17 protein-coding genes are annotated in these 17,136 nt (G+C 70.2%); 8 read left to right on the top strand and 9 right to left on the bottom strand.

Annotated features, from left to right (window positions below; translation table 11 throughout):
* The first annotated feature begins 16 nt into the window (after positions 1 to 16).
* Both AB0J64_RS16125 and AB0J64_RS16130 read left to right on the top strand, forming a co-directional pair.
* Positions 17 to 691, top strand: coding sequence for an HNH endonuclease family protein (locus AB0J64_RS16125; protein ID WP_364026865.1), 675 nt, complete (start codon positions 17 to 19; stop codon positions 689 to 691).
* A gap of 202 nt (positions 692 to 893) precedes the next feature.
* A complete protein-coding gene (locus tag AB0J64_RS16130; RefSeq protein ID WP_364026868.1) occupies positions 894 to 1,400 on the top strand; it encodes a GNAT family N-acetyltransferase in 507 nt (168 codons plus the stop codon).
* Between the two features lie 43 nt (positions 1,401 to 1,443).
* Here AB0J64_RS16130 and AB0J64_RS16135 read toward each other — a convergent pair whose 3' ends face one another.
* The 6 genes from AB0J64_RS16135 to AB0J64_RS16160 form a co-directional block, all read right to left on the bottom strand.
* Entirely contained in the window at positions 1,444 to 2,232 is a 789-nt protein-coding gene (locus tag AB0J64_RS16135) for an SDR family oxidoreductase (protein ID WP_364026871.1), read from the bottom strand.
* A gap of 477 nt (positions 2,233 to 2,709) precedes the next feature.
* Positions 2,710 to 4,986 (bottom strand): tetratricopeptide repeat protein, encoded by a 2,277-nt coding sequence (locus AB0J64_RS16140; protein ID WP_364026874.1) that lies wholly within the window; start codon positions 4,984 to 4,986, stop codon positions 2,710 to 2,712.
* 19 nt (positions 4,987 to 5,005) lie between these two features.
* On the bottom strand, positions 5,006 to 5,761 hold the full coding sequence (locus AB0J64_RS16145) for a hypothetical protein (protein ID WP_364026877.1): 756 nt from the start codon (positions 5,759 to 5,761) through the stop codon (positions 5,006 to 5,008).
* A 49-nt stretch (positions 5,762 to 5,810) separates the two neighbouring features.
* Entirely contained in the window at positions 5,811 to 6,623 is an 813-nt protein-coding gene (dapF, locus tag AB0J64_RS16150; RefSeq protein ID WP_364026880.1) for a diaminopimelate epimerase, read from the bottom strand.
* A 9-nt stretch (positions 6,624 to 6,632) separates the two neighbouring features.
* Positions 6,633 to 7,538, bottom strand: coding sequence for a tRNA (adenosine(37)-N6)-dimethylallyltransferase MiaA (gene miaA / locus AB0J64_RS16155; RefSeq protein ID WP_364026883.1), 906 nt, complete (start codon positions 7,536 to 7,538; stop codon positions 6,633 to 6,635).
* A 12-nt stretch (positions 7,539 to 7,550) separates the two neighbouring features.
* A complete protein-coding gene (locus tag AB0J64_RS16160) occupies positions 7,551 to 8,063 on the bottom strand; it encodes a methylated-DNA--[protein]-cysteine S-methyltransferase (protein ID WP_364026886.1) in 513 nt (170 codons plus the stop codon).
* On the opposite strand from AB0J64_RS16160, the gene AB0J64_RS16165 reads away from it, so the two are divergent.
* Positions 8,062 to 8,976, top strand: coding sequence for a ribonuclease Z (locus AB0J64_RS16165; protein WP_364026889.1), 915 nt, complete (start codon positions 8,062 to 8,064; stop codon positions 8,974 to 8,976). The genes AB0J64_RS16160 and AB0J64_RS16165 overlap by 2 nt on opposite strands.
* Positions 8,977 to 9,026: 50 nt before the next feature.
* Here the strand turns inward: AB0J64_RS16165 and AB0J64_RS16170 are convergent, their stop codons facing one another.
* The 3 genes from AB0J64_RS16170 to miaB all read right to left on the bottom strand — a co-directional run bounded on the left by AB0J64_RS16170 (position 9,027) and on the right by miaB (position 12,750).
* Positions 9,027 to 9,761, bottom strand: a complete 735-nt coding sequence (locus AB0J64_RS16170) for an isocitrate lyase/phosphoenolpyruvate mutase family protein (RefSeq protein ID WP_364026892.1) — start codon at positions 9,759 to 9,761, stop codon at positions 9,027 to 9,029.
* A gap of 110 nt (positions 9,762 to 9,871) precedes the next feature.
* Positions 9,872 to 10,426 carry a hypothetical protein gene (locus AB0J64_RS16175; protein WP_364026895.1) on the bottom strand — a complete coding sequence of 185 codons (555 nt, stop codon included), beginning with the start codon at positions 10,424 to 10,426 and terminating at the stop codon, positions 9,872 to 9,874.
* A gap of 827 nt (positions 10,427 to 11,253) precedes the next feature.
* Positions 11,254 to 12,750, bottom strand: coding sequence for a tRNA (N6-isopentenyl adenosine(37)-C2)-methylthiotransferase MiaB (gene miaB, locus AB0J64_RS16180; RefSeq protein ID WP_364026898.1), 1,497 nt, complete (start codon positions 12,748 to 12,750; stop codon positions 11,254 to 11,256).
* 138 nt (positions 12,751 to 12,888) lie between these two features.
* Between miaB and AB0J64_RS16185 the strand changes: the two genes are divergently transcribed.
* The 5 genes from AB0J64_RS16185 (at position 12,889) to AB0J64_RS16205 (ending at position 17,135) form a co-directional block, all read left to right on the top strand.
* A complete protein-coding gene (locus AB0J64_RS16185; protein ID WP_364026901.1) occupies positions 12,889 to 13,644 on the top strand; it encodes an amino acid ABC transporter ATP-binding protein in 756 nt (251 codons plus the stop codon).
* Positions 13,645 to 13,661: 17 nt separating this feature from the next.
* Entirely contained in the window at positions 13,662 to 14,531 is an 870-nt protein-coding gene (locus AB0J64_RS16190; RefSeq protein ID WP_364026904.1) for a glutamate ABC transporter substrate-binding protein, read from the top strand.
* Positions 14,532 to 14,589: 58 nt separating this feature from the next.
* Complete coding sequence (locus AB0J64_RS16195) at positions 14,590 to 15,258, top strand: amino acid ABC transporter permease (RefSeq protein WP_364026907.1); 669 nt, start codon at positions 14,590 to 14,592, stop codon at positions 15,256 to 15,258.
* Positions 15,255 to 16,172 carry an amino acid ABC transporter permease gene (locus AB0J64_RS16200; RefSeq protein ID WP_364026910.1) on the top strand — a complete coding sequence of 306 codons (918 nt, stop codon included), beginning with the start codon at positions 15,255 to 15,257 and terminating at the stop codon, positions 16,170 to 16,172. The genes AB0J64_RS16195 and AB0J64_RS16200 overlap by 4 nt, the downstream gene beginning before the upstream one ends.
* A 117-nt stretch (positions 16,173 to 16,289) precedes the next feature.
* On the top strand, positions 16,290 to 17,135 hold the full coding sequence (locus AB0J64_RS16205; protein WP_364026913.1) for a glutamate ABC transporter substrate-binding protein: 846 nt from the start codon (positions 16,290 to 16,292) through the stop codon (positions 17,133 to 17,135).
* Position 17,136: the final 1 nt, after the last annotated feature.

Raw genomic sequence — 17,136 nt, forward strand, 5'->3', positions numbered from 1 at the left:
AAGTCTGGGAGACGGCGTGCGGCGGCGGGTTCAGGCGTTCATGGCCGGTGTGGCCACGGTGGCGGTGCTGGCGGGCTGCGGTGGCTTGGAGGCGCAGTCCACGTCCCAGAAGACCTCCAAACCGGACTCGGCCTCCATCTCGGACGCCCGCAAGAAGCTGGCCAAGCTGTCGGTCAAGGGGCGCGCGCCGAAGACGGGGTTCGACCGCGACAAGTTCGGCCCTGCCTGGTCGGACGTGGACCACAACGGCTGCGACACCCGTAACGACATACTCAAGCGCGACCTGGTGGACGAGAAGTTCAAGTCCGGCACGCACGACTGCATCGTGCTGAGTGGCACGCTGCACGACCCGTACAGCGGCAAGACGATCAGCTTCAAGCGCGGCCAGGACACCAGCACGGAGGTGCAGATCGACCACCTGGTGCCGCTGTCGGACGCCTGGCAGAAGGGCGCGCAGCAGTGGTCGGCGGACAAGCGCAAGCAGTTCGCCAACGACCCGCTGAACCTCATGGCCGTGGACGGCCCGCTGAACGGCCAGAAGAGCGACTCCGACGCCGCCACCTGGCTGCCGCCGCGCAAGGCGTACCGGTGCACCTACATCGCCCGTCAGATCGACGTGAAGGCGAAGTACGACGTCTGGGTGACCTCGGGAGAGAAGGACGCCATGGAGACCATCCTCAAGGACTGTTGATCGAGTGAGCTTCGCCCGCATCCGTGGTTTGCCCGGACTGCGGCGGGTTGTTAACGTTGCCGCGGCGAGAGACGCCTGATCAAGAAGTGGTGAGGGAGGTCGATGAATATGGCTGTCACCAGCCCTCTTCAGCATGCCCTCATCCGGACCGCCCGCGCTCAGGGCGCGGTCTGAGTCCCTCTCGAACGACCAGGAGTCTCATATGTCTTCCTTCTTCGCGCCGTCCGACGGCGATCTGACCACCGACCGTCTCGTCCTTCGGTCGTGGACCTCCGACGAGGCCACCGCCGTCCTGGACGGCACCCGCCGCCCGCACTGGGCCGAGGACTTCCCCGCCGAGGGCGATCAGGTCATCGCCGGCCTGTTCGACAAGTTCCCCGCCTGGCTGGAGGAGTACGGACACCGTCAGATCATCGAGCGGGCCACCGGCCTGGTGGTCGGCTCGATCGGCCTGTTCTGGCCGCCCAGCGAGGGCAGCCTCGAAATCGGGTACGGCATCGTGGCCTCCCGCCGGGGGCGCGGCTACGCTCCCGAGGCCACCCGCGCCCTGACCGAGTTCGCCTTCACCGCGCCCGGCGTCCACACGGTCCACGCCGGCGTGGAGCTGTCGAACCCGTCCTCGATCCGGGTGCTGGAAAAGGCCGGCTTCCAGCGATGGAGCACCGACGCCGAGCAGAACACGGCCCGGTACGGCATCACACAGCGGTAACGCCATCCGATCGGCGGCGGCATGCCGCCGCCGATCCCCCGCGTCAGGTGAGCAGCACACCGCCGTCCACCGGCAGCGTCACCCCGGTGATGTACGAGGCCGCGTCGCTCGCCAGGAAGATCGCCGCAGTCACCAGCTCGGTGGCGTCACCCGGCCGCTTCATCACGGTCCTGGACTCCACGATCCGCTCCACGAAGCCGGGCTTGAACTGCTCGCTCATCTCCGAGGGGAAGAACCCCGGCTCCAGACAGTTGACCCTGATGCCGCGCCGCCCGGTCCACTGCTGCGCGAGGTCCCGGGTGAGCCCGATGATCGCCGCCTTGGACGCGCTGTAGGCGGCCTGCGGCAGCCCGACCGAGGTCTCGCCGAGCACGCTGCCGATGTTCACGATCGACGAGCCGGGGCGCATCACCCGCGCGCACGCCTGGGCCATCCAGTACGTGCCGAGCAGGTTGACGTCGATGACCTGCCGGAACTCCTCGGGCGTCTCGCGCAGCGCGGGCACGGCGGTGCCGATGCCGGCGTTGTTGATCAGGACGTCGACGGCGCCCATGGCCTCGACCGCGGCCGCCACCAGCGCGTCGCACTCTTCGGGCCGCGCCACATCCGTCTGCACGGCCAGGCACCGGCGTCCGGTCTCCTCGACCAGCCGCCGCGTCTCCTCCAGCCGGTCGGCGCGCCTGGCGCCGATCACGACGTCGGCGCCCGCCTCGGCCAGGCCGCGCGCGAAGGCTACACCCAGCCCCGCGGACGCGCCGGTGACGATGGCCACCTTGCCGTCGAGACCGAACCGCTCCAGCACGTCACATCCCGCCTTCCACACGTCACCCACGCCGCCGTCCGTGCCACGCCGGGCCCCCTGTACGGGCCGCGCACCACACCGGCGCTCTTTCCGCCGTACCACACCCGCCGACGCTCCAAGGACGCCGTCGGACGGACACGCATGCCGCACCATATCCCGCCGACTCGGCGCTTCAGGAGCTCGCCACTGCCGCACGGAGACGCACGCCGCGCGCCACGTGAGGTCCACGCTGCCCGCCACGTGAGGTCCACGCCGCAGGTCAGGTCACGTCCACGCGCACGTCCGTCCACGCCGCACGCCAGGTCACATCAACGCCGCATGCCACGCCCACGCCCACGGACGCGCGACGCGACCCGTGCTCGGCCCGCGTCACGCGGAGACGACGTGATCGTGTCCCGTGCCGGGGGCGGGCGTCACGCGCAGACGACGTGATCGCGTCCCGTGCCGGGGACGGGCGTCACGCGCAGGTGACGCACCCCCAGCCACGGGACGCGGCGCGGTCAGGCGTCAGAGGCCGTATTCCTTGACGATCCGCTCGTGCCGTTCGACCTCGACGTCGATCTCGCGGGCCAGGTCGAGCCAGGCCAGCGGGTGCACCCACCGCTCGGTGGCGTCGTCGAGCAGCGCGTCGACCTCGGAGGCCGACACGTCCGGCGGCACCGCGACCCAGCCGAAGACGCCGGGCAGCGACTCGCCGCTGGTCGGGTGGGTGACGGTGTAGTTTTCGTCGCTGTAGACCCACATCGGCCAGCCGCGCTCGGCCATGACCTCGGTGAACTCCGCCCAGTCCTCCTCGCTCGGCGCGGCGCCGTCGAAGAAGTAGCTGGTGTAGCCGCCGGGACGCAGGATGCGCACCGCGGCGAACGGCGGCACGAAGTTCTGCTGCTCCTGGGGGTCGTCCGGCACAGGCTCCAGCAACTGCGGGTCGAAGACCACCAGGTCGCCGGCGTTGTAGTCCATGCCGCGCGGCTGCGGCAGGGCCAGCCTGGCGCTGGCGGGGCCGGTGCGGATCGACAGCACCTGGCGCTGGCCGCCGTCCGGCGCGGGGAGGATGAGCCTGATGAGGCCCATCTCCTCCTCGATCGGGCCTTCCTTGGACTTGATCGGCATGCCGATCTTGGCGGCGCCCTTGCGTACGGTGTCCCAGTCCTCCGCCGAGGTGGCCATGACGATCATGCGCCAGACGTCCTCGTCGCCGAGCTCGTCGAGCACCTCGAGCAGCACCTGGGCGGCCCTGGCGTTCTCGTCGACCTGCTGGGCCGCGCCGGACAGCAGGCGGCGGGCGTCGAGCCCGGCCCCGGCGGCGACGGCGTGCTCGGCCGCGTCGAGGGCCTCCGGCCAGCGCTCGCGCGCGCTGTGCAGCCTGGCCAGCGCGAGGTGCTGCGCGTCGTGCGGCAGCAGGGCGGCCATCTGCTCCAGCCGCTCGTCCTGGCGGGCCTCGACGAGCAGCGTGGTGAGGTAGGCCACGTCGTCGGCGTCGGCGGTGGCGATGTCGCCGGTGTCGACCAGCAGCTTCCAGTAGATGTCGGCGCCGGTGGCGGGGAAGCCGAGGAAGCCGAGCGTCGTCGTGTGGCGGCGGGTGGCCTCCAGGTCCTCGCCGGACAGCGGCGCGAGCCAGCCCACCCACTTCTCCGGGTCGGCGTTGAAGCCGTCGGCCGCGTCGAAGAGGCCGACCATCTCGCTGCGTGGCCCGGGAGCCTCGGGCTCCGTGGCGGCTTCGGCGGCGGCGCGCAGCGCGGCCACCCGCTCGGCGATGCCCTCGCTCTCGCGGAGCTCCGCGCCGCCGGACTCGGCCAGATCGGCGAGGAGCCTGGCCTGCCACACGCCCTGCCTGGCGACGGCCAGGTCGCCCGCCACCAGCGCGAGCTCGACGCGGGCGCGGTAGCCGCCCATCATGCCGAAGTAGTCCATCCACTGGCGCAGCACGCGGCCGAGCTGCCAGGTGTTGGCGATCTGGGCGGAGCTCGCCAGCTTGGCGACGGCCTGCGACCACTCGACGAACACGCGCGGGTGCTCGCCCACCACGTCGAGGTCGGGCAGCGCGTCCACGGCCTCGGCGGTGCGGCCCAGCGTGGCGAGGATCAGGGCCCGCCGCACGCCGTCGCGGTGCGGCTTGGCCACCGGGTCGTCCGCGTTGAACTCGGCCGCGGCCTGCAGCGCGTTGAGCGCGTCCTCGGCGCGGCCCGCGGCGAGCAGCGCGCGGGCGCTCTCGGCGCCGAGCTCCCAGCTGGCCTCGCGGCCCGCGACCCGCAGCCGCTCGACGGCGGACTCGGCGTAGCTCACGGCCTCGCCCGGCTGGCCCGCGTCGATGAGCGCGGCGACGTACTGCGTGACGAGCCCCGTGAAAGCGGGCTTCTCCGGGCTCAGGCCCTCGATCCACGTGCCCAGCGTCTCCAGGCGCTCGCTCGCGTAGCCGGGGCCGTCGGTGTTGGCCCACGCGAGGACCAGCGCCTCGACCGCCGCCGGGACGGCCGGGCACTCGCGGACGTCTTCGCGCTGGGCGAACGCCAGGAGCTGCTGCGCGTCGTCCACCGCGACCGCGCCCTGCGCCCGGTCACCGATGCGGCCGATCAGGTGCCAGTAGCGGGCGTAGAACTCGAGCCACGGCAGCTCGAGGGCCTCCGCCTGCTGCGCGATGGCCGGGGCCATGACGTCGAGCTGCGGGTATCGGCCCTCATAGGCCTGTGCGGGGAGGTCTCCCAGCGCCATGGCGAGGCCAACGTTGCCCGCCTCGGAAAGCTGCTGCTGGGTGTCGCCGACCCAGGCCCAGATGTCCACGTCCATGGGCAGTCAGTCTGCCAGGTCAACGAGCGTGCCCAAAACGCAGAAGCCCGATCAGCTCGTCCGTTTCGCTGTCGTCGAGCACTGAGAACGCCGGCGCCATCAGGTCGTCGGTCGTCTCCTCCACCGCCGCCCGCCGCGCGACGACGTCGGGGCCGGGCGTGGCGTACGGCTCCGGCCATTGGAAGAACTTTGCGATCATCTCCCCTGCGGCCTCTCCGAACGGGGTCGCGTCATGGCTCGCCGCGAGCGTGGCCTCCAGCGGGTGCAGCCCTGCCGCGATCACCGCGTTGGCGTGCAGGCCGCCGCGCAGCTCGCGTACGACGTGCATGAGCTGCACGGCCCGCGCGGGTGGATCGTCGGGCAGCGGCACGGCCCGCCACCCGGCGAACAGCGGGGCGCCGACGGACGAGGCCTGCTCGACGACCGGCTGGAGCAGCTCGGCGATCCTGGCGCAGCCGTCGTAGCCGCCCAGCTTGCGCCGGCCCCAGTCCCCGCAGACCTCGGCGTACAGCTCGACGGCCTGCTCGACGGCGAGTTTGCGGCCGCCGTTCCAGCTCTCCTCGACGTGTCGCGGCGGGAAGAAGACGGCGACCGAGGTGACGACATCGGCGTCGCACTCGCCGAGCACGCCGCAGCGGCCTCGGAAGTAGAACTCGCGCGGGCCGAGCCCGTACTCCTCGCAGACGGCCTTGGCCTCCCTGGAGATCATGAATCCGCCGCCGAACTGGCCGATCGGCGCCTTGACCTGTGCCGCCGTGGTGCGCGGGTCCGCCATGGTCCACCCCTCAGTTCGCGAAGTGGACCCAGCATCCCTCAGGAGAACATCATTCTGCAAGCATCAGCTCTCCGCTGGCCACGATGACCGCGGGGCCGGAAAGGTAGCTCGTGTCCTCTTCGAGGATGACGGTCACCGTGCCGCCGGGCACCTCGATCGTCCAGGTGCCGGTGGTGTCGCCCGACAGGGCCGCGGCGGCGACGGCCGTGGCCACCGTGCCGGTGCCGCAGGAGCGCGTCTCGCCGCAGCCGCGCTCGTAGACGCGCATGACCGCGCGGCTGGTGCCGACGGGGTTGAACAGCTCGATGTTGACGCCGTTGGGGAAGATGCCGGGGTCGAAGCCGGGCTGGTGGGTGAGGTCGAGCTGGACGACGGGGTCGCCGATGGCGCAGGCGAGGTGGGGGTTGCCCATGCTGATGTGCAGCCCTGGGTATTCGTGGCCGCCGACCGTCGCCACGCTCTCGCCCAGCACGACGGGCTTGCCCATGTCGACGGTGATGTCGCCGTTCGGCTCGACGCGGACCTTGCGCACGCCACCCCTGGTGGCCACCCCGAACTCGCCGGAGTGCTCCAGCCCCGCGTCGATCAGGTAGCGGGCGAACACGCGCATGCCGTTGCCGCACATCTCGGCCATGCTGCCGTCGGCGTTGCGGTAGTCCATGAACCACTCGGCCACGGCGGCGTGCTCGCTCACCTCATGGCTCTCCTTGGTGCGCGTCACCACGAGCACGCCGTCAGCCCCTATGCCCGCTCTCCTGTCGCAGATCTTGGCGACGAGCGCGGCTGTCACGCCCGCCTCTCCGCCAGGGTCGGGAAGGATGACGAAATCGTTCTCAGTGCCGTGCCCCTTGAAAAACCGCATCTTTTAAGTTTATGCGAAAGGGTGTGCGGAGATCAGGGCGAGGGACCGCTCAAGCAGGTCCGGGGCGTCGTACGGCAGCCAGCGCACCCTGGGATCGCGGCGGAACCACGACTCCTGGCGGCGGGCGAAGCGCCTGGTGGCCCTGACGGTCTCCTCGATCGCCTGCTCCTCGCTCCACTCCCCCTCCAGGAAGCGGATGACCTGGGCGTATCCCAGGGCGCGGCTCGCCGTGCGGCCCTCGGCCAGGCCCTGCCCGAGCAGGCTCCGCACCTCGTCGACCAGCCCTGCCTGCCACATGCGCTCGACCCTGACCGCGATCCGCTCGTCGAGCTCCGGTCTTGGCACGTCGAGGCCGATCTGCACGCTCGGGTAGACGGCGTCGTAGCCGGGCATGGTGGCCGAGAACGGCCGTCCCGTGTGCTCGATCACCTCCAGCGCGCGGACGATGCGGCGGCCGTTGCTCGGCAGGATGGCCGCCGCGGCCGCCGGGTCCTGCTCGCGCAGGCGCTCGTAGAGCGGGGCGGGGCCGCGCTCGGCCAGCTCGCCCTCCAGCCTGGCCCTGATCTCGGGGTCGGTGCCGGGGAACTCCAGCTCGTCGATGGCCGCGCGCACGTACAGGCCGCTGCCGCCGACCAGCACGGCCACCTCGACGGAGTCGATGACCGCCCTGGCCAGCTTCTGGTACTCGGCCACGCTGGCCGTGACCGTGACGTCCCAGACGTCCAGCAGGTGGTGGTGCACCCCGCGCTGCTCGACCGGGGTGAGCTTGGCCGTGCCGATGTCCATGCCCCGGTAGAGCTGCATGGAGTCGGCGTTGACGCACTCGCCCCCGAGGCGGAGCGCGATGTCCACGGCGAGGTCGGATTTCCCGGCCGCCGTGGGGCCCACGACGGCGATGACTGGCTGCTGACGCACAGGACAAGTTTGCTAGAGGTCGAGCAGTGTCGGCTGCAGGTACCCCTCGTGGGTGAGCAGCCAGCGCTTGGTCTCCACGCCCTCGCCGCCGCTGAACCCGCCGAGGCCGTTGCCCGCGATCACCCGGTGGCAGGGCACGATGATCGGGATGGGGTTGGAGCCCATGATCGAGCCGATGCCGCGGGCCGGCACGTTGGAGCCGCTGCGCGCGGCCAGCTCGCCGTAGGTGACGGCGGTGCCGTACGGGACCTGGTGCAGCGCCTGCAGCACCCGCAGCCGCGAGCCGGACATGAGCCGCCAGTCCACCGGCGTCTCGAAGGTCTTCAGATCGCCCGCGAAATAAGCGTTCAACTCGGCGACCGCGAAGGCCGTACGATCCGAATCATGGACTTCAGCCAGTCCGAGGCGGTCGGACAGCGGCGGAGGGGCGCCCCAGCCCGACGCGACGAGACCGACCTCGGTGACGGCCAGCACGAACGGCCCTACCGGCGTAGGCACCTCGGCGAACGCGACTGTGGTCATCATGTCCTCACGTGAGTTGGTGGTGCTGGGCACCTCCAGCGCGGTCCCCACACGACACCGTAACCACAACGGCTACCTTCTGCGCTGGGACGGACAAGGCTACCTTTTCGACCCTGGAGAGGGCACGCAGCGGCAGATGCTGCATGCCGGCGTGAGCGCTCATGACGTCCACTGGATCTGCCTGACGCACTTCCACGGCGACCACTGCCTGGGGGTGCCGGGGGTCGTGCAGCGCATCGCCCGCGACAAGGTCAGGCACCCGGTGCGCGCGCTCTTCCCGGCCTCCGGCGAGACGTACTGGCGCAGGCTCCGCCACGCCGCCGCGTTCGCCGACACCTCAGTGATCTCCGAGCACCCGCTCTCCGGCGACCTGGCCTCCGTCGGCTCGCTGACCGCGCGCCGCCTGTCTCATCCCGTCGAGTCATACGGTTACCGCGTCCAGGAGCCGCACGGCCGCCGCATGCTGCCCGACAAGCTGGCCGCCCACGGCATCCGCGGTCCGGAGATCGGCGAGCTCCAGCGCACCGGCTCCGTGCGCGGGATCACGCTCGACCAGTGCAGCGAGCCCAGGCCGGGGCAGAGCGTGGCGTTCGTCATGGACACGCGGCTCTGCGACACCGTGTTCGAGCTGGCCTCGGGGGTGGACCTACTGGTGATCGAGTGCACGTTCCTGTCGTCGGAGAGCGCGCTGGCCAAGGAGTACGGGCATCTGACCGCCTTCGAGGCGGGTCTGGTGGCGGCCGACGCGGGAGCGCGCAGGCTGGTGCTGACGCACTTCTCGGAGCGGTACGGGTTCGCCGACGAGCCCGCCTTCGTGGCGGAGGTGCGACGGCACTACGACGGGGAGGTCGTGCTCGCCCGCGACCTGATGCAGATCCCGGTGCCGCGGCGTCAGGCCCACAGGCCGGCGAAGTAACCCACGCCGTAGGGGGCCCGCCGCCTGGCCGCCGTACGTGGCGTGCGAGGTCAGTACGGGCTGAGGCCTTCCTTGACCTTCGCGAACAGGCTCTGGGCGTAGGTGTGGGCGGCCCGGTGGAGCCCGCCGCCGAAGCTGATCCTGGCCACCCCCAGCTCGCCCAGCCGCCCGAACGACGGGACCCCGGGCCTGAACAGGATGTTGACGGGCCCGCCCAGCTCGTTCACCAGCGCCCCGATCTCGTCCTCATCCCCCAGCCCGATCGGGTAGACGCAGTCGGCGCCCGCCTCCAGATACCGCCGCCCGCGCTCCACCGCCTCGTCGCGGAAGGCCCGGCCGCGCAGGTAGACGTCTACCCTCGCGTTGATCACCAGCCCCCGGCCCGCCGCGGCCCGCATCTCCGCCAGGAAGTCGGCCTGTTCGGCTGGGTCCACCAGCGCGCCGGCCGTGGAGTCCTCGATGTTGCAGCCCACGGCTCCGGTGGCGGCCAGGCGTTCGACCAGCTCGGCCGGCTTGAGACCGTAGCCGCGCTCGATGTCGGCGGTGACGGGCACGTCCACGACCCTGACGATGCGGGCGATCGCCGCCATCATCTCGCCGACCGGCGTCCCCTCGCCGTCCTCGTACCCCAGCACCTGCGCCACGGCGGCGCTCCCGGTGGCGACGGCCGGGAACCCGGCTTCCCGTACGGCACGGGCGGAGGCGGCGTCCCAGACGTTGGCCAGGATCACCGGGTCTCCCGGCACGTGCAGCGCCCGTAGGGCCTCGGCTCTGTCAGTCGTCATACGCTAACCCTACGGAGTGCGGTGGTTCCCGCCATAGGTCCAGTACCACCGATAAACGCCAAGCCACTTCCCCGGGACGCGACCCTTGGCCGTGGGCGGCTCGCCCGCGCTCAGCAGCCGCTCTTCGCGCACTGGCCGCTCAGCTGGCCCGCGGGGCCGTCCGCGGGGTTGTCGCCCTCGGACGGCTGCGGCGCCTTGGTGGGGGACGTCGTCGAGGTCGTCTTGCCGTCGCCGGTCCTGGCCGTGCCGCCGGCCGGGTTGGAACCCGTGTCGCCGACGGGCTCGCCGCCCGAGCCCACGTCCGGCGCGGTGTCACCGATGGAGCCGTCGTCGGGGGTGTCCGCGGCCGGATCGCCCTCGGGGGCGTCGGTGGCGGCGTCGCCGGTGGTGGTGTCGTCGCCCCCGAGGTCCTCGTTCCCCCCGACGCTCTGCGAGGGGGCGGGACGGCCCGCACCCGGCTGCGCGGCCTCTCCGGGGCTGCCGGCCAGCAGGTAGCCGGCACCGCCCGCCGCGAGCAGGGCGACGAGCGCCGAAGCGGCGATGACGGCGGTCTTCTTGGTCTTCTTCGGGGGTTCGCCGGTCGAGGACGTCTTCCTGGCCGCAAGGCGGGTGTCGCCAGGCCCGGACAGGATCTCAAGACGATCCGGCTCGATCGGATCTTGCATGGTGGTACGGCTCCCTGCGGTCGTATCGGGGAAAGCACACCGGCTTCCGCGGGCGATGGACCACACTAGCCGCAAACACTGAATGCTCGCACACCAATCACAAAGGAATCACGACTTGTCCCCCTCTAGATCCATTTTTCCAGGTCGTCGCGCCCGCCTCGCACCCGTCGCCGGAGTCGCCGGAGTGCTCGCCACCGCGATCACAGGCATATTCCTGGCATTCACCAACACCCAGGAAGCGCCACCGCAAAGGCCGGCGGAATTCGATCAGGAAAGCACGCTTTCCCCAAGATCGGATTTCTCGTACGCCCCAGCAGGCCTTTCGGCCTCGCCATCGGATGGATCGTTCCAGGAGACGCCGAAATCGAGACTTCCCCCGCCGGCCTGGGTCGAGGCCGTCCCGCCACCGGAGCCCGAGCTCACCGCCGGCCCGCCCGTCACCGTGGAGCCGCCTCTCGCGCCTGTCATAGGCCCCCTGGGGTCCACGACGGGACCGCCCGCCTCCGTCACCGTGCCTCCGACACCCGTGACGGCACCGCCGGGACCTCGGCGGTCAGCGGCTCCTGAGCCGCCCCATCGGTCAGTCACTCCTCTGCCGCCCCGCCCGAAGGTCCTGCCCGCGCCGCAGGTCCCTCCCCAGGAACTGCCGGCCCCCGCCCCGTCGATCTCCGGCAGGGTTGTCGCGGATCCCTGCGCCACTTTCCACGACTTCCGCCGCGAACCCTGTTACGCCTACCTGAACCGCCTCACCCGCTGACCGCCGCGCGCACGTAGGACCGGACACCGGAAGGCGTCCTCAAGGCCGTGCAGGAGGCCAGGGATGGGCCTCAGTGGGCCGAGCAGGCTCCCGAGGAGGCGGCGGGGGCGGCGGCGGGGCGGCCGATGGTCGGCATGCCCAGCAGGACGCCCGAGGACGGCGTGGGACCGGACTGGCGGGACTCCCAGGCGTCGCCGGCCCGGGTGCGCCTGAGGCCCTTGACCGGCCCGTCCGCCACCAGATGGTGCGGGGCCGCGTACGTCACCTCGACCGTCACCATGTCCCCGGGGCGGGGCGTCTCGGAGCCGGCGGTGAAGTGCACCAGGCGGTTGTCGGGCGCCCGGCCGGAAAGCCGCCGGGTGGCGTCGTCCTTGCGCCCCTCGCCCTCGGCCACCAGGACCTCGAGCGTGCGCCCGACCTGCTTCTTGTTCTCCTCCCATGAGATCTCCTCCTGCAGCGCCACCAGCCGCTCGTAGCGCTCCTGCACGACCTCCTTGGGGATCTGGTCGGGCATGGTGGCCGCCGGCGTGCCGGGGCGGATGGAGTACTGGAAGGTGAAGGCGTTGGCGAAGCGGCTCTCGCGGACCACGTCGAGGGTGGCCTGGAAGTCCTCCTCCGTCTCCCCCGGGAAGCCGACGATGATGTCGGTCGAGATGGCCGCGTCCGGCATGGCGGCGCGCACCCGCTCGATGATGCCGAGGTAGCGCTCCGCGCGGTACGAGCGGCGCATCTCGCGCAGCACCCGCGACGAGCCCGACTGCAGGGGCATGTGGAGCTGGTGCATGACGTTGGGGGTCTCGGCCATGGCGGCGATCACGTCGTCGGTGAAGGCGGCGGGGTGGGGCGAGGTGAAGCGGACCCGCTCCAGGCCGTCGATCGTGCCGCACGAGCGCAGCAGCTTGCCGAACGCCAGGCGGTCGCCGAACTCCACGCCATAGGTGTTGACGTTCTGGCCGAGGAGCGTCACCTCCAGGACGCCCTGGCCGACCAGGGTCTGGACCTCGGCGAGGATGTCGCCGGGACGGCGGTCCTTCTCCTTGCCGCGCAGCGACGGCACGATGCAGAACGTGCAGGTGTTGTTGCAGCCGACCGAGATGGAAACCCAGGCGGCGTAGGCCGACTCGCGCTTGGTGGGCAGCGTCGAGGGGAAGACCTCGAGCGACTCCTTCAGCTCGACCTGCGCCTCGCCCGCGATGCGGGCCCGCTCGAGCAGCACCGGCAGCGAGCCGATGTTGTGGGTGCCGAAGACCACGTCGACCCATGGCGCCTTGCGGACGATCTCGCCCTGGTCCTTCTGCGCCAGGCAGCCGCCCACCGCGATCTGCATGCGCGGGTTGCGGGTCTTGGCCGGCCTGAGGTGGCCGAGATTGCCGTAGAGGCGGTTGTCGGCGTTCTCCCGCACGGCGCACGTGTTGAACACCACCACGTCGGCGGTCTCACCGTCGGAGGCAGGCACGTAGCCGGCGTCCTCCAGGAGGCCGGACAGGCGCTCGGAGTCGTGCACGTTCATCTGGCACCCGTATGTGCGCACTTCGTACGTGCGGGCGCCCTCCTGGGTCACAGTCATGGCACGTTCAAGGGTAGTCGCTGTCCGGCTAGGGGCAGTCCCGACTGCGCTAAAAGGCCAGCTCGGTGGCATGATGTGATCGGATCGGTACCGCTTAGTTAGTGACCAGCACTCTTGGGACCGTCTACGGTTTGACGCATGACGGAGAACGGTAACGACGCTCCACTCGTACGGTTGGAGAACGTCAACAAACACTTTGGGGCGCTGCACGTTCTGAAGGACATAAACCTGACCGTCTCCCGCGGTGAAGTACTGGTCGTTATCGGTCCTTCGGGCGGAGGCAAGTCCACGCTCTGCCGCACGATCAACCGTCTGGAGACGATCAGCGAAGGGCAGATCATCTTTGACGGCCAGGTGCTCCCCCAGGAGGGCAAGGCGCTGGCGAAGCTGCGTTCCGAAGTCGGCATGGTCTTCCAGTCGTTCAACCTGTTCGCGCACAAGACCATCCGGGACAACGTCACGCTCGGTCCCCTCAAGGTGCGCGGCGTCTCGAAGGACGCGGCAAACAAGCGGGCGATGGAGCTGCTCGAGCGCGTGGGCATCGCGGCGCAAGCGGACAAATATCCGGCGCAGCTCTCCGGCGGCCAGCAGCAGCGGGTCGCCATCGCCAGGGCGCTGGCCATGGACCCGAAGATGATCCTGTTCGACGAGCCGACCTCCGCACTGGACCCCGAGATGGTGCAGGAAGTGCTCGACGTCATGATCAGTCTGGCTCGCGACGGGATGACCATGGTGGTGGTCACCCACGAGATGGGGTTCGCCCGCAGAGCGGCCAACAGGGTCGTGTTCATGGCCGACGGCCAGATCGTGGAGGAGAACACTCCCGACGAGTTCTTCACCAACGCGCAGACCGACCGGGCGCGTGACTTTCTTTCCAAGATCCTCACGCACTGATATTGAGGCAGGTACACATGCACATGCGTCAAATGGGAGCGGTGCTCTCGATAGCGGCGCTCGCCGCCGGTCTGGCCGCTTGCGGCGGCGGGAGCAAGACCTATGCGAGCGTGGCGGACAAGATCAAGGACGGCGGCACGATCGTCGTCGGCACCAAATGGGACCAGCCGAGCTTGGGCCTGAAGGGGGCCAACGGGCCCGAGGGCTTCGACGTTGACGTGGCCAAGGCGGTGCTGAAAGAGATCAACGGCGGCAAGGACCCGGAGATCCAGTGGAAGGAGTCGGCCTCGTCCAACCGTGAGCCGTTCCTCCAGAACGGCACGGTCGACATCATCTTCGCCACTTACTCCATCACGGAGGAGCGCAAGGGCAAGGTCACCTTCGGTGGCCCCTACGTCGTCGCCCACCAGGACGTGATGGTCCGCGCGAACGACACCGCGATCAACACGCCGCAGGACCTCAAGGGCAAGAAGATCTGCAAGGCGGCCGGCTCCAACTCCTACAAGCGGATCACCGACCCGCCGCCGGACGGCAAGCTCGACATCGACGCCACCACCGTCGACGCGGCCAACTACTCCGAGTGCGTGCAGAAGCTGACCGGCAGCAACCTCGACGCCGTCACCACCGACGACCTGATCCTGGCGGGCTTCGCCAAGCAGGCTCAGCAGTCCGGCGGGAGCTTCAAGGTGCTCGGTCAGGGCTTCACGGACGAGAAGTACGGCGTCGGCCTGAAGAAGGGCGACACCAAGACGTGTGAGGCCGTCAACACCGCGGTGAAGAAGCTCTGGGACAACGGCACCATGAAGCAGCTGCTGACCAAGTGGTTCGGCGGCATCCAGGGCCTGAAGTTGTCCGAGACGGCACCGCCGGCCGAGGGTTGCAGCTGATCATGCCAGAGGCGGCGGCCGGTGAGCCGGCCGCCGCTCCCCTATGCGGTGGAGCACCATGGAAGATCTGATTAGGTACGCGCCCGACCTCGCGCTGGGGTTCTTGGAGAACATCAAGCTCTCCATCGTGGCCGCGATCGCCTCCCTGATTCTCGGCACCGTCCTGGTGGCGATGAGAGTTTCCCCCACGCCGGTGCTGCGCGCCGCCGGCACGGTCTACGTCAACATCGTGCGCAACACCCCTCTCACCCTGGTGCTGGCCTTCTCCGCGCTCGGCCTCAGCGACCAGCTCGGGCTGGTCTTCTCCAGCGTGCCCCGCACCAACTCGTTCTGGATCGTCGCGATGGGCCTGTCGGTCTACACGGCGGCCTTCGTCTGTGAGGCGCTGCGGTCGGGCATCAACACGGTGCCGCTCGGACAGGCCGAGGCGGCCAGGGCTATCGGGCTGACGTTCATGCAGTCGCTGCGAATGATCATCCTGCCCCAGGCCTTCCGTGCGGTCATCGCGCCGCTGGGCAGCGTGATGATCGCCATGGTGAAGAACAGCACGGTCGCGGTGGCGGGCGGGTTGGCCGCCGACGCCGCGGCCAACATGAAGGAAGCCTTCGACCAGGTCGGCGCGTCGATCCCGATCTTCCTCGGCATCGTGGTGGCATTCATGATCGTTACCATGCCCATCGGCTACTTCACCGGTTGGCTGGCCCGGCGCCTGGCGGTGGTCCGATGAGCACCTCTGTCCTGTTCGACGCGCCGGGGCCACGCGCGCGGGTGCGCAACGGCCTCCTCACGGTGATCAGCGTCGTGGCCGTGGCCGCCGCCCTGTACGGCATCTACCGGGGCTTCGACGCCAAGGGCCAGTGGGCAGGCCGGATCTGGCAGCCGTTCCTGCAGTGGGAGACGTGGACGACCTACATCTTCCCCGGCCTGCTCGGCACGCTGGAGGCCGCCGCAGTGGCCGCCGTGCTCGCGCTGGTCTTCGGCGCGGTCTTCGGCCTGGCCCGGCTCTCCGACCACAAGTGGATCCGCGTCCCCGCGGGCGTGGTGGTCGAGGTCTTCAGGGCCATCCCGCTGCTGCTGCTGATCTTCTTCATCTTCTACCTGGCACCGGCCCTGGGCGGCGGCGGCGACTACACGTTCATGGCGGTCGTGCTCGGCCTGATGCTCTACAACGGCTCGGTGCTGGCCGAGGTGGTCAGGGCGGGCGTGCACGCGGTGCCCCGTGGCCAGTCGGAGGCCGCGTACGCGGTCGGCATGCGCAAGAACCAGGTCATGCGCCTGGTGCTGCTGCCGCAGGCGGTCACGGCGATGATGCCGGCGATCGTCAGCCAGCTCGTGGTGCTGCTGAAGGACACCGCGCTCGGCTACATCATCGCGTACGTCGACCTGCTCAACACCGGCTTCAAGATCCTGCCTGCCCGGTTCTTCGGCTCGCTGATCCCGGCCGCGATCGTCATCGGCATCATCTACGTGGCGCTCAACATGGCGGTGAGCTACCTCGCGACCTGGCTGGAGGGCCGCAGCAGGCGCAGCCGCAAGACCGCCGCCGCGCCGATCGCGGCGCCCGGTGCGGCTGAGGTCAGCGTCGGTGCTGGACAGGGCACCGAGGACGCCGGTCTGGCCCCCGACCGTCCCGTGGAGTGACGCTACGTACGGGCGCAGCGGCGCCCGTACGTAGCAATTCCCAAGAAGACCCCATTTTTCCGTTACAACAGCCCCAAGGCCGATCCGCACGTTTTGCCTGCCCCCCAGACTGTGTCCATGCGTGGGGTGGCGCTCGCGGGGGCGGCCGTGGCGGTGCTGGTCGCCGCGTGCGGCAGCGCGGGCTCGTACACCACCGTCGTCGGCAAGATCAGGAACACCGGCCACGTCGTCGTCGGCACCAAGTGGGACCAGCCGAGCCTGGGGCTGCTGATCGGACCGGGCGACCCGCAGGGGTTCGACGTGGACGTCGCCCGGTACGTCGTCGACCATCTCGCGCAGGGCCACCACGTGGACATCACGTGGCGGGAGTCGCCCTCGTCCGCCCGGGAGGCGCTGCTCCAGAACGGCAGCGTGGACCTCGTCTTCGCCTCCTACACCATCACCGAGTCACGCCTGCCCAAGGTGACGTTCGGCGGCCCGTACGTGCTCGTCCAGCAGGACACGATGGTCCGGGCCGGCGACGCCCGCATCAAGAAGGTGTCCGACCTGCGGGGCAAGCGGCTCTGCCTGGCGGAGGGCTCGAACTCGTACCGCAGGATCGTCGGTCCGCCGCCCGACGGCAAGCTGAACCTGCCCGCGACGCTGGTGGGCGCGGCCAACTACTCCGACTGCGTGCGCAAGCTCTCCGACGGCGAGTTGGACGCGGTGAGCACCGAGAACCTGCTGCTCGCCGGGTTCGCCCAGCAGGACCCCGGCCGCTTCAGGCTGCTGAACGACCCCATCAGCGAGGAGAAATGGGGCGTCGGCATCAAGAAGGGCGACACGGCCACCTGCGAGGCCGTCAACCAGGCGATCGCGGCGATGTGGCACGACGGGACGGCCACGCGGCTGCTGCACAAGTGGTTCGGCAAGACGGGGCTCGAGCTGCCGTCGCGGCTGCCGAAGCCCGAGGGCTGCCCCTGAA

This window comes from Nonomuraea sp. NPDC049695 (assembly GCF_040674955.1).
GTDB lineage: Bacteria > Actinomycetota > Actinomycetes > Streptosporangiales > Streptosporangiaceae > Nonomuraea > Nonomuraea helvata.